This is a genomic window from Streptomyces sp. NBC_01454 (assembly GCF_036227565.1).
In the GTDB taxonomy this organism is placed as follows: Bacteria; Actinomycetota; Actinomycetes; order Streptomycetales; family Streptomycetaceae; genus Streptomyces.
Window position 1 is genome coordinate 3,199,553 of sequence record NZ_CP109460.1, and the last position, 18,693, is coordinate 3,218,245.

The 18,693-nt window shown below is 72.2% G+C and carries 15 protein-coding genes and 1 pseudogene; 6 read left to right on the plus strand and 10 right to left on the minus strand.

Features of this window, described 5'->3' with window-relative positions; genetic code table 11:
- Positions 1–9 precede the first annotated feature (9 nt).
- The 4 genes from OIU81_RS13875 to OIU81_RS13890 all read right to left on the minus strand — a co-directional run bounded on the left by OIU81_RS13875 (position 10) and on the right by OIU81_RS13890 (position 5,396).
- Positions 10–1,134, minus strand: coding sequence for an alpha/beta hydrolase (locus OIU81_RS13875; protein ID WP_329147578.1), 1,125 nt, complete (start codon positions 1,132–1,134; stop codon positions 10–12).
- 200 nt (positions 1,135–1,334) lie between these two features.
- Complete coding sequence (locus tag OIU81_RS13880; RefSeq protein WP_329155131.1) at positions 1,335–2,054, minus strand: response regulator transcription factor; 720 nt, start codon at positions 2,052–2,054, stop codon at positions 1,335–1,337.
- 89 nt (positions 2,055–2,143) lie between these two features.
- A complete protein-coding gene (locus OIU81_RS13885; RefSeq protein WP_329147580.1) occupies positions 2,144–3,442 on the minus strand; it encodes a PspC domain-containing protein in 1,299 nt (432 codons plus the stop codon).
- Between the two features lie 196 nt (positions 3,443–3,638).
- The gene (locus tag OIU81_RS13890; RefSeq protein ID WP_329155133.1) at positions 3,639–5,396 is read right to left on the minus strand and encodes a serine/threonine-protein kinase; all 1,758 of its coding nucleotides are present in this window, start codon (positions 5,394–5,396) and stop codon (positions 3,639–3,641) included.
- A 354-nt stretch (positions 5,397–5,750) separates the two neighbouring features.
- Between OIU81_RS13890 and OIU81_RS13895 the strand changes: the two genes are divergently transcribed.
- On the plus strand, positions 5,751–7,217 hold the full coding sequence (locus OIU81_RS13895) for a PspC domain-containing protein (RefSeq protein WP_329147582.1): 1,467 nt from the start codon (positions 5,751–5,753) through the stop codon (positions 7,215–7,217).
- Positions 7,214–7,441, plus strand: a complete 228-nt coding sequence (locus OIU81_RS13900) for a hypothetical protein (protein WP_329147584.1) — start codon at positions 7,214–7,216, stop codon at positions 7,439–7,441. The genes OIU81_RS13895 and OIU81_RS13900 overlap by 4 nt, the downstream gene beginning before the upstream one ends.
- Before the next feature lie 210 nt (positions 7,442–7,651).
- Here OIU81_RS13900 and OIU81_RS13905 read toward each other — a convergent pair whose 3' ends face one another.
- From OIU81_RS13905 to OIU81_RS13915, 3 genes are all read right to left on the minus strand, one after another.
- Entirely contained in the window at positions 7,652–8,197 is a 546-nt protein-coding gene (locus tag OIU81_RS13905; protein WP_329147586.1) for a TQO small subunit DoxD, read from the minus strand.
- Between the two features lie 283 nt (positions 8,198–8,480).
- On the minus strand, positions 8,481–9,758 hold the full coding sequence (locus OIU81_RS13910) for a hypothetical protein (protein WP_329155135.1): 1,278 nt from the start codon (positions 9,756–9,758) through the stop codon (positions 8,481–8,483).
- 910 nt (positions 9,759–10,668) lie between these two features.
- Positions 10,669–10,827 carry a hypothetical protein gene (locus OIU81_RS13915; protein ID WP_329147588.1) on the minus strand — a complete coding sequence of 53 codons (159 nt, stop codon included), beginning with the start codon at positions 10,825–10,827 and terminating at the stop codon, positions 10,669–10,671.
- On the opposite strand from OIU81_RS13915, the gene OIU81_RS13920 reads away from it, so the two are divergent.
- Complete coding sequence (locus OIU81_RS13920; RefSeq protein ID WP_329147590.1) at positions 10,826–11,584, plus strand: bestrophin-like domain; 759 nt, start codon at positions 10,826–10,828, stop codon at positions 11,582–11,584. The two genes, OIU81_RS13915 and OIU81_RS13920, sit on opposite strands and share 2 nt — an antisense overlap.
- 182 nt (positions 11,585–11,766) lie before the next feature.
- Here OIU81_RS13920 and OIU81_RS13925 read toward each other — a convergent pair whose 3' ends face one another.
- Positions 11,767–12,390: a histidine phosphatase family protein gene (locus tag OIU81_RS13925; RefSeq protein ID WP_329147592.1), complete on the minus strand. Its 624-nt coding sequence runs from the start codon at positions 12,388–12,390 to the stop codon at positions 11,767–11,769.
- 165 nt (positions 12,391–12,555) lie between these two features.
- Here OIU81_RS13925 and OIU81_RS13930 point away from each other — a divergent pair, with 165 nt between their 5' ends.
- Positions 12,556–14,136: an IS1182 family transposase gene (locus OIU81_RS13930; protein ID WP_329154787.1), complete on the plus strand. Its 1,581-nt coding sequence runs from the start codon at positions 12,556–12,558 to the stop codon at positions 14,134–14,136.
- Positions 14,137–14,195: 59 nt separating this feature from the next.
- On the opposite strand, the pseudogene OIU81_RS13935 reads toward OIU81_RS13930, so the two are convergent.
- Positions 14,196–15,017, minus strand: a pseudogene (locus tag OIU81_RS13935) (class II aldolase/adducin family protein); the annotation flags it as partial.
- 109 nt (positions 15,018–15,126) lie between these two features.
- Between OIU81_RS13935 and OIU81_RS13940 the strand changes: the two are divergent.
- Positions 15,127–15,627, plus strand: coding sequence for an SRPBCC family protein (locus OIU81_RS13940; RefSeq protein ID WP_329147593.1), 501 nt, complete (start codon positions 15,127–15,129; stop codon positions 15,625–15,627).
- A 118-nt stretch (positions 15,628–15,745) separates the two neighbouring features.
- Here OIU81_RS13940 and guaA read toward each other — a convergent pair whose 3' ends face one another.
- A complete protein-coding gene (gene guaA / locus OIU81_RS13945; protein WP_329147595.1) occupies positions 15,746–17,332 on the minus strand; it encodes a glutamine-hydrolyzing GMP synthase in 1,587 nt (528 codons plus the stop codon).
- A gap of 243 nt (positions 17,333–17,575) precedes the next feature.
- Here guaA and OIU81_RS13950 point away from each other — a divergent pair, with 243 nt between their 5' ends.
- A complete protein-coding gene (locus OIU81_RS13950) occupies positions 17,576–17,902 on the plus strand; it encodes a chorismate mutase (RefSeq protein ID WP_329147597.1) in 327 nt (108 codons plus the stop codon).
- Positions 17,903–18,693 lie beyond the last annotated feature (791 nt).

Below are 18,693 nucleotides of genomic sequence, written 5' to 3' on the forward strand. Positions count from 1 at the left end.
ACGGCGTGCTCACGCCCGGAGCTGCCTCCCCAGCCAGTGGAAGATCTCCGGTACCTGGTGGCGCCACACGGCCGTGGTGTGGCCGCCCGCGTTCGCCGGGATCAGCTGCACGGCCACCGTCGTGGGGCGCTTGGCGAGCTGGCGCAGCCCGATGCCGGCCTGGTAGCCGTCGCCCGCCGCACCCGACACGTACAGGGCGGTGCGCGGCGGCTTGCCGGCCGCGTTGGCGGCCTTCAGGATGTGCAGCGGGTTGGACTCGATGCGCAGCTTGGGGTCCTTGCCGGCGAGCGAATCGCGTTCCAGCGCCGGGTCGTTGTAGCCGGACATGGCGACCGCGGCACGGTAGCGGTCCGGGTGGGCCAGGGCGAGCTTGGCGGCGCAGTGCGCGCCCGCCGAGTAGCCGGCCAGAGCCCAGGAGCCCGGCTTGTCGCCGGCGCGGAAGTTGTCGATGACCATCTTGCGTACGTCGACCGTCAGCCAGCTGTCGGCGTTGACCTGCCCGGGGATGTTGACGCATCCGGTGTCCGCGCCGGCGAGGAGGTTGGTGCGCGGCGCGACCAGGATGGCCGGCTTGACCTGGCCGCTCTGCATCAGCGGCTGGAGCTGTTCGGCGGCGTGCAGGGAGCCCAGCCAGGACTTCGCCGAGCCGGGGTAGCCGGGCAGCAGCTCGACCACCGGGAACTTCTTGTTCCGGTAGGCCGGGTCGTTGTACTGCGGCGGCAGCCAGACGTACACCTCGCCGACGACCCCGGATATCCGGCCCTTGAGGTCGGTCATCCGCACACCGGCGCCCACCCGGGGGTCGTCGGCGGGGCGGAACTGCTGGATCTGCTTGGGCTCGTTTTTGATCTGCTGGCCGCCCATACCGTCGGGGCCGAGGTCCCGGGCCGCCGCGACATGACTGTCGGTGCCGAGCAGATCGCCCCAGGTGTCGTAGAGATTGTTGGCGTTGTTGACCAGGACGAAGACCAAGGTGATGGCCGTGACCTGGGCGAACAGCAGCATCAACAGCCGTGCGAGACCGCGCACCAGAGGCGGGCCGGCTACCCGGCCCCACAGGGCGAGCGGCAGCACGACGGCGACAATCAACAGCGTGATCGAGGTGAGGAAGAAGGGCGTGCCCGTCAGGCTCATCGGGTCTCGCTTCCAGGACAGCTACGCGAAGGATGGGGGATGGTTCCGGCCCCGCCTTCGGCAGTGAGCCTCTCCGCGCCCTTAGATGGTGATCCTCGCGGTCCTGGTTGCCCGTCTTTGGTGCTTCTTTACACGCTCGTCACGCCCCCGTGTGCCGTCCGCCGCCCCGGCTTCTGCGCCGGGGCCGCAGGTCAGACCCGTCAGACCAGTCGCCGGGCCGCCGCCCAGCGGGTCAGCTCGTGGCGGTTGGAGAGCTGGAGCTTGCGCAGCACCGCGGAGACGTGGGACTCGACGGTCTTCACGGAGATGAACAGCTGCTTGGCGATCTCCTTGTACGCATAGCCGCGGGCGATCAGCCGGAGGACCTCCCGCTCGCGCTGGGTGAGGCGGTCGAGGTCCTCGTCGATCGGCGGGGCGTCGGTCGAGGCGAAGGCGTCCAGGACGAAGCCGGCCAGCCGCGGCGAGAAGACCGCATCGCCGTCGGAGACCCGGAAGACCGCGTTGACCAGGTCCGTACCCGTGATCGTCTTGGTGACATAGCCGCGGGCGCCCCCACGGATGACGCCGATGACGTCCTCGGCGGCGTCGGAGACGGAGAGCGCGAGGAAGCGGACCGGGCGCTCGGCGTCGGCCATCATCGCGGCGCTGCGGCGCAGCACCTCGACGCCGCCGCCACCGGGGAGGTGGACGTCCAGGAGGACGACCTCGGGGCGGGTGGCGGTGATGACCGTGACCGCCTGGTCGACGTCGGCGGCCTCGCCGACCACCTCGACGCCGGTGCGCCCGGTCTCCCCGATCTCGGCCTGGACGCCCGTACGGAACATCCGGTGGTCGTCGACCAGTACGACCCGTACGGTCCGGTCGCCGGCCGCGCCGGTGCCGGTGCCGGTGCCGTCCTGCTGTGCGCCCTCGCTGCTCATCTCTTCCGCCCGTCCCTCGGTGTCTGCCCCGCCATCATCCCGTGTGCCGGCCCGCGGTGTCGCCACCGGCCGTTCCTGGCCGGGCGCCGTCATGCGTCGTGCTCCTTCGCCGCGCGCTCCATCTCCAGCTCGACGACCGTGCCGCCCTCGGGAGCGGAGCGCAGCCGGGCCGTCCCGCCGTTGCGCTCCATGCGTCCGATGATGGACTCCCGTACGCCCATGCGGTCCTCGGGGACCGCGTCCAGGTCGAATCCGGGGCCGCGGTCGCGCACCGAGACGAAGACCGTGAGGCCCTCCACCTCGGCGAACACCTGCACCGCGCCGCCCTCGCCACCGTACTTGGCGGCGTTGACCATTGCCTCGCGCGCGGCCTGCATCTGGGCGCCGAGCGCCTCGTCCAGCGGGCAGTCACCGACGACCACGACCTCGATGGGGACGCCGTGGTGGTCCTCGACCTCGGCGGCGGCCTTGCGGACGGCCTCCGCCACGGTGGCCGGCTCCTCGTCCTCCTCCTTGCCGCGGCCCTCGGGTTTGTAGAGCCAGGCGCGCAGTTCGCGTTCCTGGGCGCGGGCCAGCCGCGCCACCTCCCGGGGCTCGTCGGCGTTGCGCTGGATCAGCGTGAGGGTGTGCAGGACCGAGTCATGGACATGCGCGGCCACTTCGGCGCGTTCCTGGGCGCGGATGCGCATCAGGCGCTCCTCGGAGAGGTCCTGGGTCATCCGGACGAGATAGGGGCCCGCCAGCAGCGCGATGCCGACGACGACGGCGAGGGAGGCCTGCAGCACCGAGCCGAGATGGCGCACCGAGCCCTGCAGCACGACGATGATCGTCACCCCGACGCAGACCAGCAGCACTCCGGCCGCACCGCGCAGCACGGGCAGCACGCCCTTGCGGCGGCCCAGCTCCAGCCACTGGGCGCGGCGGGCGTTGTCCGCCTGGCGCCACACCAGGGCGACGCCGGCGCCGATCAGCAGCACCGGCCAGACATAGCCGTCGGCCCGGCCCAGCTGGAACCGGGAGGCGACGATCGAGGCGCCGATGAGCAGCGCGATCAGCGCGAAGACCTGGCCCCGGTCGGGCTTGTGCCGCAGCAGGCGGCGCTTTCCGTCGGCCGCGGTGGCCTGCCGGTGCTCCACACCGCCGACGCCCAGCGGGACGAAGAACCAGAACGCGGCATACAGCAGGGCGCCCATGCCGTCGGCCATGAACAGGGCCACGAACACGATCCGCACCCAGGAGACCGGCAGCCCCAGATGCCCGGCCAGACCGCGCGCGACACCGCCGAGCAGCCGCCCGTCGGCGCTGCGGTACAGCTTGCGCACGGGCGGGTCATCCGGGTCCGGCGCCGGGGCGTAACCCGTCTCGGCGCGGGGTGGGGCGGTGGTCATGTCCCCGATCGTCACACGGCGCCGGGGCGCGGGGCATCAGGGACGACCCTGAAGCCGTCCCTGAGCTTTCACCAGGCGGGCCCGGAGCGGGGCGGCCGGGCCGGGACCGGGCGGGGCGGGACCGGGCGGGGCGGCCGGAGCCAGAGGGAGCGGCCGGGGCGGCCGGACCGGGCGGCGCAGGGCCCGGTTCCGGTCGTCAGTTGTTCGGACCGGTCCTGCGGAAGCCGTCCTTGACGTTCGTGAAGAGCTTCTCGAACTTGGTCCAGTTGTCCTTCGGCGCGGTCACACAGATCGCGTATTCCTTGGCTCCTTCGCGGCCGAACCCCAGGTCCATGCCCCGAAAGGCGCGGGCCCGTCCCTGGAAGGTGAACTCCCAGATCGCGGCGGGGTCGCCCTGGAAGACCGTGGGCTGCATCCGCAGCCGCGTGTAGACGGGGTACATCTTCTTGAAGGACTCCTCGACCGCCGTGAGGTGCTGCACCTGGTCGGGCGAGGAGAAGTCCAGCACGCTGAGGGTCATCTGGGCACGTTCGGCCGCGGAGGAGTAGATGATCTGCCGTCCGCTGTCCCGGGCCTCCCGCTTCCAGCCGTCGGGCAGCGGGAAGGACACGCCGAGCGCGGACTCCGTGATCTTGCGGTAGCCGTCGGGGAGCGCCGGCGGCGGTCCGATGCTGTTGGCCGGGACACGGGGGCTCACCGGGGTGGCCTTGTCCGCGGCCGTGTGGGACGTGCCGGCGTCGTCGCTCCGCATCAGGTACCAGGCCGCGCCCGTACCGCCGCCGGCGACCAGCACACCCACGACGGACCAGACCGCGACCCGCGCGCCCCTCCGCTTACGGGGCTCCTTGCCGCCGGACGGCACCGCCACCGGGCCGGTCGTGGCCTCGCCGCCGGCATGTGTGCCCGTACCCGGGCCGGTGCCGGTGCCGTTGCCGGTGCCGTTGCCGGTGCCGTTGCCGGTGCCGTTGCCGGTGCCGTTGCCGGTCTGGGTCCCGGTGCCGGCGCCCGTGGCCGCCCGTCTCGCGGTGCCGGTGCCGGTCGCGGCGTGCTCCGGGGCGGCGCCCTGTCCGCCCGTGTGCGCCACGGCGCGGGTCGTCGCCTCCGTCTGCCCGTTCGCCGTGGCCGCGTCCGGGGCGCCGAGCCCGACGGTACCCAGCGCGAGCGTCGGCCAGCCCATCATCGCCGTCTCCACCTCGGCCTCGGCGGCCCGCAGGGCCTGCTCGACGACGTCGGCCGACGGCCGCTCCTGCGGCTCCTTGGCGAGCAGCGCCTCGATCAGCGGGGCCAGCGAACCGGCGTTGCGCGGCGGATCGTGCGGGTCCATGGCGATCGCGTAGGCCGTCTCGACCGCGGTGTTCTTCCGGAACGGGGGCCGGCCCTCGACCGCCTGATAGAGCGTTGCGCCCAGCGCCCACAGGTCGGAGGCGGGCCCCGGGGTGCCGCCCTTGACCCGCTCGGGCGCCAAGTAGTCGATGGAACCCACCAGCTCACCGGTCTTGGTGAGCGTGGAGGTACCGCTGGCGACCGCGATCCCGAAGTCGGTGAGCACGACCCGGCCGTCCTCACCGAGCAGGACATTGCCCGGCTTGACGTCCCGGTGCAGCACTCCGGCGGAGTGCGCGGCACGCAGCGCCGCGATCATGCCGCGTCCGATACGGGCGGCCTCGCGCGGGGTGAGGGAACTGTCGGCACGCGCGGCTTCCTTGATGGCGTCGCCGAGCGTGGTGGAGGGGACGTATTCCATGACGATGCACGGCAGCCCGGCGTCGTCCACGACGTCGTGCACCCCCACCACGTTGGGGTGGTTGATACGCGCCGCGGACTGCGCCTCGCGGGTGGTGCGCTCATGACGCGTCGCCAGTTCGTCCTCGTCGAGCTGCGGCGAGACATGCAGCCGCTTGACCGCGACCTGACGCCCGAGGAGTTCGTCCCTGGCCCGCCAGACGGTTCCCATACCGCCCTGGCCTATCCGTTCGACCAGGCGGTATCGCCCGGCGACCAGTCGCCCCTCGTTCACCGACGCCGCCTCCGTCACAGCACGCCCCTCCGGAGCCCCGTACGTATTCAGGGCGCAACGATAGTCGCCACAGCGGGCGGACTGAGCTTTGGCCACCGCACGTACATGCCCTTCTTTCCCGCCTCGACAACAGCCCGGGGGCATATGCGAACCCACGAGGGATTTCGGGACCCCCCTGGGGCATCTCAGGGGGACCGGACGGGCATCTCAGGGGGACCGGACGCGCATCTCAGGGATCCGCCAGGGTTTCCACCGATGCCGCGACCCCGCGTCGCTTGTCACCATGGGGCCATGAGCGAGAGAGACCCCGTCGAGGAACCGGCGCCCGGCGACCCCGCCGGCCCCGCCCCGGCACCTGCCCCGCTGCGCCGCAGCAGGCGGCACAAGGTGATCGGCGGGGTGTGCGCCGGGCTGGGCCGGCAGTGGGATCTCGATCCGGTGATCTTCCGGATCGTGCTCGCCGTGCTCTCCGTCGGCGGCCTCGGCCTCATCGCCTACGGCTTCGCCTGGCTGCTCATCCCCCTCGACGGCGAGGAGGAGAACGAGGGCCGAAGGCTGCTCTCCGGCCGCGTCGAGGGCTCCGCGCTGACGGCCCTGCTGTTCGCGCTGGTCGGCTGCGGGCTGTTCCTGACGACGCTCGGCAAAGGCAGCATGATGTCGTTCGCCATCATGCTGATGCTGGCGGTGGCCGGCTCCGCCTACTGGTCGCGCCGACGCCGGCAAGTGGTGGCACAAGGACCGGAGTCGGTGGACTCCGCCACCGCCCAGGCCGTCGCCGATGCCCCGCCCGAGACCACCGCGCCCCCGGTGCCGACCAGCCCCTCCTGGTGGCGCGACCCACGCTCCAGGGAAGCGGCCGGTCCGCCGTATCTGTGGGGGCCGGAGAGCACCCCGCTCCCGCTCGACATCAACTACCGGTTCGCGCACGGCACCGGCGCGCCCACCGCCCCGCACGGCTCCGGGCCCGGCGGCAGCCGTCCGCCCGGCCCCGCCGAGCCGCCGCGCGGCGCCCCTCCCGCCCCGCGCCGAACTCGCCGCAGCGGCCGTCCGATCGGCGGCCGGACGTTCCTGCTCGCGCTGCTGGCCGGCGGCGGCACCGCATTCGCCGTCTCCCGGCATGACGGCCTCGCCCCGTCCCTCCAGGCCGGTCTGGCATGTGCGCTGGCCGTCTTCGGCCTCGGTCTCCTGCTCAGCGCCTGGTACGGGCGGACGGGCGGCGGCACGGTCTTCATGGTGGTGGTGACCGCCGTGCTGCTGGCGGGGGCGGCGGTGGTGCCTCACAACCTCACCGCCGACTGGCAGCGGCGCACCTGGACGCCCACCAGCGTCGGCGAGGTCCGGCCGCACTACGCGGTGGGGTCGGGGGAAGCCACGCTGGACCTCGGTGACCTCCCCCTCAAGGACGGCCGTACGGTCCACACCGCGGTGAACGTGGCGTTCGGCCGCCTGGAGGTGCGGCTGCCGCGGGGCGTCAGCGCCCGCCTCCATGTCTCGCTCGGGGTCGGCGATCTCCAGCTGCCTGGTGAGTCGCCCCACGACGTGGATCTGTCGGCGGGAGACGGCCGGCGGACGGTCACACTGCCCGCCGACGGCCTCAAGAAGGGCGAGAAGCCGCACGGTTCACTGGATCTGGACCTCACCATCGGCGCCGGGCAGATCGCCGTCCAGCGCCTCGCGCCGGACTCCGCGCCGCCGGCTCCCACCCCGCCCCTTCCCGTCGCGCCGACCGCCCCGACCCCTCAGGGAGCCTCCCGGTGACACGTCACCCCTTCGAACCGGCCCGCCTTCTCGCGGGCCTCGCCGCCCTCACCGTCGGCTTGGGCTACGGCCTCGACGCCCTCGGCGTCTGGCGGGCCCCCGGCCTCTGGCTGTTTCTGGTCCTCCCGGTCGGCCTCGCCCTCTCCGGCGCCGCCGCCGCCTGGACCTCGGTCCGCCGCCACCGCACGCCGCCCACGGATGCACCGCCCCCGTCACTGTCCTGACCTGGCACCGGGCCGCACCGGGCCGCACCTGGGCGGACGCCCGCGCCGGCACCGGCCCACGCCCCAGCGGACACCCACGCAGCCCACAGCTGCCTGAACGCCCGGCCGACCGGACGCCAAACAGCCTCGCCCTTCCACCCCGCCCGACTGGCCGCTCCGCCCGACTGGCCGCTCCGCCCGCGCTTCCCGTTCCGCCCTCGGCTCTCCCCCTCAGCCGTACAGCTGCGCCCCGTGCCGCTTGCGGCGGTTCGAGAGGGCCGAGTCCAGGGAGAACCTCGGTGTTCCGGCCAGTACGAGCGGGACCCAGGCCATCAGGTAGGCCAGGTCGTTGCCGTAGTAGTACGGCGTGGTCGCCCAGCTCACCGTGAGCCACAGCATCAGCGAGATCAGCGCACCGCCGAACGCCGCCAGCCGCCCCAGCAGTCCCACCAAGGTCCCCAGGCCCACCGCCAGTTCACCGGCCGCGATGGCGTAACCGAAGATCACGGGATTTTGCTGCGCAAGGTCGATGAGCTGCGGAAACGCCGCCGCGTCGTGGACCTGGCGCAGCGTTTCACCGAGCGAACCCGCGCCGGAGGCCGACAGAAACGCCGAATTCGTCAGCTTGTCGATGCCTGCGTAGAGAAAGGTGGCGCCCAGGAAGAGCCGCAACGGGAGCAGCGCGTGGCGCGCCCACTGTCCCCGCATTCCGGCGGCGGCGCCGTCCAGGCTCGCACCTCCGAATTCGGCACCCACCGTACGATTCGCGTGCACCATGACGTCCGCCTCTCCGTTGCCACCGGGCGCAGCCGATTGTGCCCGCGCCCGCGCCTCGTGGGGAGATACGTGCGCACATGCGCAAGAGGTTCAACGGACGGACGCACTTCCGGCGGCCGCCACACACAAAAGCGTCACGCACCGGCCGTCACGCCCCGCGCACGCCCGGCCGACGACGCCCCTGTCAACGGCGGCACGCCGGCCCGGTCAACGGCGTCCCCGCCGGCCCGCGCCGGCTACCGGTCGGCCCCACCTGCCCCGTCGGCCGTCCGCCCCCACCCCCTCAGTCCAAGATGTCCAGCACATACCCCGCCGTCTCCACCCCCGCGGCGGTGATCACCCGGACCTTGACCCGGCCCGGTTCGACATCGACCGGTACCGGGACGGTCAGCACCCCGTCCGTGGGATTGGCGAAGCCGCCGGCGACCGGGACCAGGGGGACGGGGACGTGCACATCACCGATCCGCACCACGGTCCGGGCGAGCCGGTCGGGCGTGCCCGCGCCCGGCGGGACGAAGCCGGCGCCGCGGATCTCGATGTCGTCGCCGGTGCGGACCGGCGCGGCGAGGTCGCCCAGCTCACGGGAGCGCACGATGGAAAGGATCACCGGACGGCCGCCGGTCACCAGCTTCCCCAGCAGGGAGGTGGCCCCGGAGAGCCCCGCCAGGAGCACCAGCCCCCAGGGCAGTTGCGGCAGTTCGTTCGCCTGTCGCGCCAGCCGTACCAGGGCGCAGGCCAGCACGGCGAGGTTCACCAGGACGTACTGCACGTCCAGGAAGCTGCCGCGCCCCGCGTCGTCCGTCAGCAGATCGGCGGCGCGCGGCCGCTCCGCGGGCACCTTCTGCAGCCACCCGGACCGCACCCGCGCCCCCACCAGCCCGTAGGCCAGCACGGCCACCGCGCAGGCCACGGCGAGCATCGTCAGCAGGGAGCCGGACCGGGCGAGCGCCAGGCCCTGGAGCAGGGTGCGCCGCGCCTGTGGGGTGCCGGCGATCGCCAGTTGCCCCGCGAGCGTCAGGACGGCGTACAGCACCGCGGCCGCCCAGCCGGCCGCCACCGTCCGTGAGGTGGACAGCCGCCCGTCCTCCCCGATCAGCGGGGCCAGCGCCCCGCCGTGCGCCCGGTGCCACCAGGCCGCCGCCGTCATGGCCAGTCCGAGGACGACGGCCGCGAGCAGCCCCGCCGTACGGGTCGCCGTCCAGCCGTGGGCGAGGGCGGTCAGCGCCTGCCCGAGCAGCACGGCCACCACCGCCGCCCAGACGGCGAGCAGGGTGCGCCGCCGTACCGTCGTCAGCCAGGTGACCCGCTCGGCCGCCCGCCGCTTGGTCAGTTCGCGGGCCGACAGGGCGAGTTCGTCCGACACCCACTGCCGGGCCGCACCGGCGGAGCGGGCGAGCCCGGCCGGCACTCCGCGCCCGGCGGCGAAGTCCTCCCGCAGCGCGACGAACGCGGCGACCGCCTCACGGTGCCCCACCCGGGCGCCGTGCGGACAGTGCCCGCACCGGCACTCGCCGCCTTCCGCGCCCTCTACGCCCTCCCCCGGCTCGCCCGTACCGGCCATCCCGCCCGCCGCATTCACCGCCACGTCAGCTACCGCCCCGCCACCGTCATCAACTTGTCCCGTACAACGGCGAATTGTGCCGTAGAAAGCCAGGGCCGATGTCAAACCTCCAGCTGACGGCGGGTGGTGGGCGCATCGGCGCGTTGACGTACGGCATCGGGCGGGCCGGGAAGCCGAATGCGCCCCGGTGTTTCCGTACCGGCGTACGGTTCCGTCCGCACATCTGACCGGCCGCGCGCCGGGAAATACGGCCGGGTCCCCTATTCGGGCGAACCGGGGTACCGCGACGGCTGAGTTGTCCGCGCGCTGCGCAAGCTCTCGCCGTGTGCCACGTACCCGGACCGCACAGGTCACTCGGACCACCCCGCCCGGAGGGGCCACCGCCACGCCGGCCAGGCGACCGGCGGGGCCCCCGTCCCCCGCAACTCCTGCGCACCCTGGGGCACCTGGCGCCCCGGCTGGTGGCGGCCGCCGCCGTCTGTCTGCTGCTGGCCGGTACCGCCGCGCTGCTCGTCCCCGCGCCGGCGGCGGCCGCGCCCGCCCCGTACGGGCACCCGGTCACCGGCGACAACTGCGCCTACGCCGGGACCGCCCCGCCGGTGGATGTGCCGACCGGATTTCCCATGCCGCGCGGCTGGCACTTCCCCTGCACCCGGACCACACCGCCGGCCCCGCCCACCCACGCGCCGGCCCCTCGTCCGCACATCCCCAGGCCGGCGCCGCCGCCCCCGCCGCCTCCCAGGGCCCGGCCGGCCACTCCTCCGCCGCCTCCGCCGCCTCCGCCACCCCCGCCACCCCCGCCACCGCCGCCCACTCCCCGCGCCCGCCCGGTGCCGCCGCCCCCCGCTTCCCGGCCGGTCCACAGCCCGCCCCGCCGACCGTCCCCGCCGCCACCCGTCCTGCCCCGCAGTTATGCGCCGGTGTCCCACAAACCGCGCGCCGGGCGCTCGATGGTGACCACGACCTTGCTGCTCACCGCTCCGGCCGTGCTGGCCGGGGCCGCCCTCCGTCCCCGTTCGAGCTCCTCGTCCGGTTCCGCCGGACGCCGTTCCTCGTAGGAGGTCTCCATGTCGCAATGGCTGGTGCTGACCATCGCCATGGCCGCGGTCTGCGGCGTCGTCCTGACCATCACCGTCCTCAAGGAGCGGCGGATCACCGAGGACGACGACCCGACCGAAACACCGGATGTGATCGAGTATCTGACGATGATGGTGGGGGTGGTGTACGCGATCGTGCTGGGTCTGGCCATCGCCGGTGTCTGGGAGGCGAAAAGCGCGGCCGAGGACACCGTGCGGACCGAGGCGCAGGCGCTGCACGAGGTCGCTGCGCGGGCCCGGGCCTACCCCGCGCCGGTGCGGGACAGGATCCGTTCGGATGTCGGGGCCTATGTGACGTATGTGGTGCACAAGGAGTGGCCGGTCATGGCCGGGCAGGGGGAACTGACCCGGCACGGCAGCGATCTGCTGACGAAGGTCCGGGCGGACGTCACCGACTACCACCCGCGCAACGACTTCGAGGGGCAGTCCTACCAGCCGCTGGTCGATCAGGTCGCGGTGGCCGACGGGGCCCGCGCGGCCCGTGCGGACGCGGCGGATTCGACGCTGCCGGGCGTGGTGTGGTTCGGGCTGGTCGTCGGGGGTGCCATCTCCATCGGCGTGATGTTCACGCTGCAGATCCGGCGTTCGGGGCGGGAGCTGCTGATGGCCGGCCTCTTCAGCGCGCTGATCGCCTTCCTGCTGTTCCTCGTCTGGGACTTCGACGCACCGTTCAGCCATGGCATCTCCGCGACCGTGGCACCCCTGCGCGAACTGCTGCCACCCTCGTGAGCCCGGGCCCGCGGGACGGCGGAACGGCCGGCCGTCCCGCAGGCGCCGGTGTGCGGAGCTCGCGCTCCGGGGTCCCTCCGGTGAACGCATCGCGTGGCCAGGCCGCGCCGCTGTTTGCGGCAGTTGATGCCGCGCTCGATGCTGTTCGCCACCCGGCCGCCGCAATGGGCTGACCGGCGCCGTCAGATGTGCAGCTCGGCGGGAAAGCCCGTCCATCGCAGTGCGTTGGACAGATGCCGCATGTCGTTGGAGACGAGGAGGGACGCGGGCCGGCCGGGGGCATAGCGGATGACGTTGAGTGCCGCGTTGCAGTGGTTGAGGCCGAGCCATCGCCACTTCGGAGCATGCATGGCATCCCGGACGAGCCAGGCGACCAGGAAGTTGTGGGTGACGACCAGTTCGTGCCGATCCTGTTCGCCGTCCACCGGCCCGGTGAACAGATCCAGCGCCTGACGGGCCAGCGCAGCTCCGCTTTTCCGCTCCTCGTCCGTGGTGCCGGCGAGGAAGCGGAGGGAGGAGTCTGCCGATTCGGCCGGAAGTTCGTCCTTTTCCGGCATGTAGGGCACGTAGTCACCAGCGGCTTCCGAGACATGCCGAGGGACGCTCTTCAGTTGATCGCCGATCAGACGTGCGGTCTGCTCCGCCCGCGGCAGGTGACCGTGGTGAACAGCTGCGAGGGGGACGTCCCGAAGACGTTGGCCGAGCAGTGTGGCCTGCCGCCGGCCGGCCTCCGTCAGCCTGCTCTCGTCCGGTGACGCCTCGCCGTGCCGGACGAGATAGAGGTAACGGGTGGCCGTGCCGGTCATCTCAAGCTCCTCTGCGCCCGTAGCGATCTTGTGCATCAGTGGACGCTGCCCCCAGGGCGCCGGTTCCCTCCACTCATCGACGAGACAGGCCCTAGAAGACTCATGAAGATCTTGGAGTTCTGGCCCCGCCGCGTGAGCGGCGGGGCCAGACTGCTTGTTGTGGTGATGGGGGAATGGGCCGGGGAGACGGTCGGGCCGGATGTGTGGGAGACCTGCCGGGATTTGATCCCGGCGGGGAGTGTGTTCGCTTTCCTGGCCGAGCATCGCAGCACGCTGTTCGAAGCGGAGATGTTCGCGGACATGTACCCGTCGGCGAACGGGCGGCCGAGTATGCCGCCGCAGATCCTGGCCTCGGCGATCACGCTGCAGGCCCTGCACGGGCTGTCGGACTTCGAGACGGTCCAGGAACTGCGGTGCGACCTGAGGTGGAAGGCAGCCTGCGGACTGGGCCTTCATGACATGGCGTTCGATCCGTCGTTGCTGGCCTACTTCCGCCGCCGGCTGGCCCGTTCCGCCCGGCCGAACCGGGTGTTCGAGGCTGTGCGGGAGGTCGTGAAGGCCACCGGTGTCCTCAAGGGCAAGCACCGCCGGGCGCTGGATTCCACCGTGCTGGATGACGCGGTGGCCACCCAGGACACCGTCACCCAGATCATCGCCGCCATCCGGGCGGTGATCCGGGACGTCCCCGGGGCCGGCGAGGTGGTCGCGGTGCACTGCACCGCGCACGACTACAACGACCCGGGCAAGCCGAGGATCGCCTGGAACGACGAGCAGGCCCGTGCCGACCTGGTCGACGCCCTGGTCGGTGACGCGCTGCGGCTGCTGGGCCACCTGCCCGAGCAGCAGCTCGGCGAGAAGGCCGCGAACGCGGTCGGCATCCTGGCCCTGGTCGCGGGCCAGGACGTGGAGCCCGCCGAGGACTCCGACGGCCACGACGGGCGCTGGCGCATCACCCAAGGCACCGCACAGAACCGGATGGTCTCCACTGTCGACCCCGAAGCCCGGCACGTGCACAAGACCCGCACCCACCAGCAGGACGGCTTCAAGGCCCACCTCGCCATTGAGCCCGAGACCGGGTTATACACCGCCGTCGCCCTGCGGCCCGGAGCCGGTCCCGAGCACCACGAGGCGATGGTCGGAATCGACCTGCTCACCGACGAGGACGAGCCCGTTGACGCCTTCGGTGACACCGCCTACTCCACAGGTGACGCCCGCCACAGCCTCGAAACCGCCGGTCACCGGCTGTTCCTCAAACCCGCACCGCTGCGGCCCGCCGTCCCTGGCGGCTTCACCCTCGACGACTTCGTCATCGACACCGTCGCCGCCACCGTGACCTGCCCCGCCGGACACACCGTCCCTTTATCCGCTCCCGCCGGGCAGCACCACCAGCGCAAAGCCTCGTTCAAGGACGTGTGCGCCGGATGCCCCCTTCGTGAGCGGTGCACCAAGGCCAAGGCCGGGCGGATCCTGACCATCCGTCCGCACCACGATCTGCTCGCCGCCGCCCGCCAGCAGGCCGCCACCGATCCCGACTGGCAGGCCGACTACCGGCGCTGGAGACCACCGGTCGAACGTGCCGTCGCCTGGCTCGTCCACCACGGCAACCGCAAACTCCGCTACCGCGGCACCATCAAGAACGACACCTGGCTCCACACCCGAGCAGCCGCCCTCAACCTTCGCCGACTGATCAACCTCGGACTCAACCGAACCAACGGAACCTGGCACCTCGCCCCGGCCAGCACATAGCCGGAGGGGCCGCCCGGCCTGCGGCCGAACGACCCCTCAGCAAGATCTTCATGAGTCTTCTAGTCGAAGAGGTCCGGCTCGCTGCGGGAGATCTGCTGGTACAGCGGCTGGTAGTTGATCCAGGCCACCAGGTCGTTGCCCAGCTGTTCGCGGGTGTGGACGGCGTTGTGGTGATCGATCAGCACCGGCTTGCCGGCCGCCTTCGCGGTGAGCTGGACCTGGCAGGAGCGCTCCATCGTGAGGAACCACCACGCCGCCGCGTCGACCGAGTCGCCGACCGTCAACAGCCCGTGGTTGCGCAGGATCACGGCCTTGTGCGGGCCGAGCGCGGCCGCGATCCGCCGCCCTTCCTCCTCGTCCACGACCACACCCGTGTAGTCGTCGAAGAGCGCGTGGTCCTCGTAGAAGGCGCAGACGTCCTGGGTGATCGGCTCCAGCAGCTCGCCCAGTGCGGACAGCGCCCTGCCGTACGTGGAGTGGCTGTGCGCCGCGGCGATGACGTCCGGGCGGGCCCGGTGGACCTGGGCGTGGATGGCGAACGCCGCCTGGTTGACGTGGTGGCGGCCCTCGACGACCTTGCCCTCCGCGTTCACCAGGATCAGATCGCCGACCGTGATGTGCCGGAACGACATCCCGAAGGGGTTGACCCAGAAGCACTGCGGGAACTCCGGGTCACGGGCGGTGATGTGGCCCGCGACGCCCTCCTCGAAGCCGAAGCGCCCGAACAGGCGCAGCGCCGCGACCAGGCGTTCCTTGCGGTGGCGCCGTTCGTCCTCGACGGTCTCGTGGGCCGGCGGCATCGCGAAGTGCAGCTGTTCGGTGGGGACGGGCGTCGGCTCGGGCATCGCGGCTCTCCTCCTGGCACGTACGGCTCTTGATGCTCGAAGCGGAAGCTACCTCTCGGTACCGCAGGTCACCAGGGCCGGGACGGACACAGATCGGTCGGCCTGCATCATGAACGCACCAGAAACGGCAGCGGAGGGGCACACAATGAGGGCCGTATCGGTCAGCAAGGACATCCACGCCACACCCGGGCAGCTCTTCGCCGTCCTGCGGGACCCGGCCCGGCACACCGAGCTGGACGGCTCGGGCATGCTGCGCGGCCGCCCGGAGGGGCCGTCGCCGCTGGGTATCGGCGACCGGTTCAGCATGGGCATGGCGCAGGGGCGTCTCGCGTACCGGTCGGTGAACGTGGTGGTGGAGTACGAGGAGGGCCGGCTGTTCGCCTGGGAGACCTGGGGCGAGGTCGGCGGCCGGCGGCTGGTCGGCGGGCAGCGCTGGCGCTACGAGCTGGCGCCCGGGGACGGCACGGCGCGCACGGACGCCACCGGGGGCGCAGGGACCACCCGGGTCACCCGGGTCACCCACACCTACGACTGGTCGCGCGCCCGGCTCCCCCGTCTCGTCGTCGAACTCCCCGGCTTTCCACGGCGGATGGGCCCGGCGATGGCCACGACCCTGGAGCGCCTGGCCGCGGCCGTGGAGGGCTGAGGGAGGCGCGGGAGCCGGGGAGCGGCCCGCCGGGCACGGCGATCCGGGGCGCACCGGCAACGCACCACGCCGCCGCCCGGTGGTCCGGACGGCGGCGTGGGTCAGGCGGCGAGTGGGGTCACTCCCACTCGATGGTGCCCGGCGGCTTGCTGGTGACGTCGAGGACGACGCGGTTGACGTCGGCGACCTCGTTGGTGATGCGGGTGGAGATGCGGGCCAGCACGTCGTACGGCATCCGCGTCCAGTCCGCGGTCATCGCGTCCTCGGAGGACACCGGGCGCAGCACGATCGGGTGGCCGTACGTCCGGCCGTCGCCCTGGACGCCGACCGAGCGGACGTCGGCGAGCAGGACCACCGGGCACTGCCAGATCTCGCGGTCCAGACCGGCCGCGGTCAGCTCCTCGCGGGCGATGGCGTCGGCCTCGCGCAGCAGGTCCAGGCGCTCCTTGGTGACCTCACCGACGATGCGGATGCCCAGGCCGGGGCCGGGGAACGGCTGGCGGTGGACGATCTCGTCGGGCAGGCCGAGCTCGCTGCCGACCATCCGGACCTCGTCCTTGAACAGCTGGCGCAGCGGCTCGACGAGCTGGAACTCGATGTCCTCGGGGAGCCCGCCGACGTTGTGGTGCGACTTGATGTTGGCGGTGCCCGTGCCGCCGCCGGACTCGACGATGTCCGGGTAGAGCGTGCCCTGGACCAGGAAGGCGACTTCCTCGCCCTCGGCGCCGGCCTCGGCGACCAGCTCGGCCTGGGCCTGCTCGAAGACGCGGATGAACTCGCGTCCGATGATCTTCCGCTTCTGCTCGGGGTCGCTGACCCCGGCCAGCGCGGTCAGGAAGCGCTCCTCGGCGTCGACGACCTTCAGCTGGACGCCGGTGGCGGCCACGAAGTCCTTCTCGACCTGCTCGGACTCGCCCTTGCGCTGGAGGCCGTGGTCGACGTAGACGCAGGTCAGCTGCTCGCCGATGGCCTTCTGCACGATGGCGGCGGCCACCGAGGAGTCCACGCCGCCGGACAGCGCGCAGATGGCGCGCTTGGTGCCGACCTGGGCGCGGATCGCGGCGACCTGCTCCTCGACCACGCTGGTGGTGGTCCAGTTCGGCTCGATGCCCGCGCCGCGGTAGAGGAAGTGCTCCAGGACCTGCTGGCCGTGCGTGGAGTGCATGACCTCGGGGTGGTACTGGACGCCGTAGAGCTTCTTCTCGTCGTTCTCGAAGGCGGCGACGGGCACGACGTCCGTGGACGCGGTGACCGTGAAGCCCTCGGGGGCGGCGGAGCAGGCGTCGCCGTGGGACATCCACACCGACTGCTCGGCAGGGGTGCCCTCGAACAGGGTGGATCCGGGACGGGAGACAGTCAGCGGGGTACGGCCGTACTCGCGGGCGCCGGTGTTGTCGACGGTGCCGCCGAGGCTGAGGGCCATGAGCTGGAAGCCGTAGCACATGCCGAAGACCGGGACACCGGCCTCGAACAGGGAACGGTCCAGGCTGGGGGCATCTTCGGCGTAAACCGACGAGGGGCCTCCGGAGAGGATGATCGCCCTGGGGTTCTTGGCGAGCATGTCGGCCACCGGCATGGTGGACGGCACGATCTCGCTGTAGACCCGGGCCTCACGGACCCGGCGGGCGATGAGCTGGGCGTACTGTGCGCCGAAGTCGACTACGAGGACGACGTCCGGGGCAGCGGCAGGGGGCGCTGATGGCACTTCGGCGGCCTTCCGGCGGTGTGGAGCAGGGTTGGACTTTCGATTCTAACGGGCTCATACTGAGCCCCATGAACAAGCAGCTGACCTTCGTCTTTACCTATGGCACCGGCCCCACCGGCTGCCATGGTCGTGCTGCTTGATCAACTGACGAGCAACTTCCCAGGCGCCCCGGGCCGACAAGGTCCGGGGCGTCTGCGTCTGTCGGGACCGTCGGCTCCGGGCCACACTCCCCAGGAGACGGACATGAGCAACGCGACCACCACCGCAGTGACCACGGCAGTGACCTCGGCGGACACCGCAGCGGAGACCGGCGCACGCACCCCGGAGGCCGTCGGGATCATCACCGACGCACGGCAGCGGATCGACGATCTCGACGGCCGGATCATCGGTCTCGTCCAGGAACGGATGGCGGTCTCCGCCGTGATCCAGCGTGAGCGCCTCACCTCGGGCGGGCGGCGGGTGAACCTCTCCCGCGAGATGGAGATCCTCGCCCACTACCGCGACCAGCTCGGCAAGCCGGGCACCGCGCTGGCGATGACCCTGCTGGAGCTGTCGCGCGGCCAGATCTGAGGCAACCCCTGAGAGTGCCCGAGCCCGCGACATGGCTGGTTCCCGACGGTGTGCGGTCGGCTTCCGGTAGGCGCCGGAGCACGTGGCGGAGCGGGCGCGCCCCGGCGCGGCTGCCGGATCTGAGTTCGGTTGCCGACTCACCCGTACGGCGCGTGACCGGCCGCCGCGAGGCTTCGTTGTTCCCGGTGCCACGCCAGCCAGGCGCGGCCTGCAGGACTACGCGTAGACGCCGCCCCACGGGCGGAACCCCGGAGCGATGAGACGCCGACCGCCAGCCGCGGTCCGCGTCGTGGGACCTCGCTCCGGTGCAGTGACCGGTCGGCAGGGGACAGCAGCCCGGTCACATCCGATGGGGTGGTCGGTCCTGGGGACGCCCGGGACCGACCGCATCCGGTCGAAACGGTTGCGCCAGGTGAGGCGCATCCAGGACGATGCTTGACGCACCACACACCGCAGTCCGCAGGGACCTTCGGCACCGCCATGCCGCCCGGCCGGCGCGGGATCCGCACCCTCGAGCACCACTCCAAGAGCCAGCGGCGCTACCCCCCCCCAGCGCCGCCCTCGGTACCGGCGCCGCCCTGACGCCGGCACCGAAAGCCAAGGGCCCCGTGGCCGTCCGCACCCCCCTCGCGGACGGCGTCCGGGGCCCTTCGCTATGGGGGGCCGCGCGCCCGGCGCACGCCCTCCGCCGGACCTTGGCTGTGGGTTTCCCTTGAGAGGCCTGCGAGACGGCTGTGACAGATGTGACGGGCATCACGACGGCAATGCTGGTTTAGTGAACAACCATTTTC

Excerpts from the sequence above, each read along its gene's own strand:
- OIU81_RS13875 (WP_329147578.1), bottom strand. The coding sequence starts at position 1,134 with ATGAGCCTGACGGGCACGCCCTTCTTCCTCACCTCGATCACGCTGTTG.
- OIU81_RS13880 (WP_329155131.1), bottom strand. The coding sequence starts at position 2,054 with ATGAGCAGCGAGGGCGCACAGCAGGACGGCACCGGCACCGGCACCGGC.
- OIU81_RS13885 (WP_329147580.1), bottom strand. The coding sequence starts at position 3,442 with ATGACCACCGCCCCACCCCGCGCCGAGACGGGTTACGCCCCGGCGCCG.
- OIU81_RS13890 (WP_329155133.1), bottom strand. The coding sequence starts at position 5,396 with ATGGGAACCGTCTGGCGGGCCAGGGACGAACTCCTCGGGCGTCAGGTC.
- OIU81_RS13895 (WP_329147582.1), top strand. The coding sequence starts at position 5,751 with ATGAGCGAGAGAGACCCCGTCGAGGAACCGGCGCCCGGCGACCCCGCC.
- OIU81_RS13905 (WP_329147586.1), bottom strand. The coding sequence starts at position 8,197 with ATGGTGCACGCGAATCGTACGGTGGGTGCCGAATTCGGAGGTGCGAGC.
- OIU81_RS13910 (WP_329155135.1), bottom strand. The coding sequence starts at position 9,758 with ATGGCCGGTACGGGCGAGCCGGGGGAGGGCGTAGAGGGCGCGGAAGGC.
- OIU81_RS13920 (WP_329147590.1), top strand. The coding sequence starts at position 10,826 with ATGTCGCAATGGCTGGTGCTGACCATCGCCATGGCCGCGGTCTGCGGC.
- OIU81_RS13915 (WP_329147588.1), bottom strand. The coding sequence starts at position 10,827 with ATGGAGACCTCCTACGAGGAACGGCGTCCGGCGGAACCGGACGAGGAG.
- OIU81_RS13925 (WP_329147592.1), bottom strand. The coding sequence starts at position 12,390 with ATGACCGGCACGGCCACCCGTTACCTCTATCTCGTCCGGCACGGCGAG.
- OIU81_RS13930 (WP_329154787.1), top strand. The coding sequence starts at position 12,556 with ATGGGGGAATGGGCCGGGGAGACGGTCGGGCCGGATGTGTGGGAGACC.
- OIU81_RS13940 (WP_329147593.1), top strand. The coding sequence starts at position 15,127 with ATGAGGGCCGTATCGGTCAGCAAGGACATCCACGCCACACCCGGGCAG.
- OIU81_RS13950 (WP_329147597.1), top strand. The coding sequence starts at position 17,576 with ATGAGCAACGCGACCACCACCGCAGTGACCACGGCAGTGACCTCGGCG.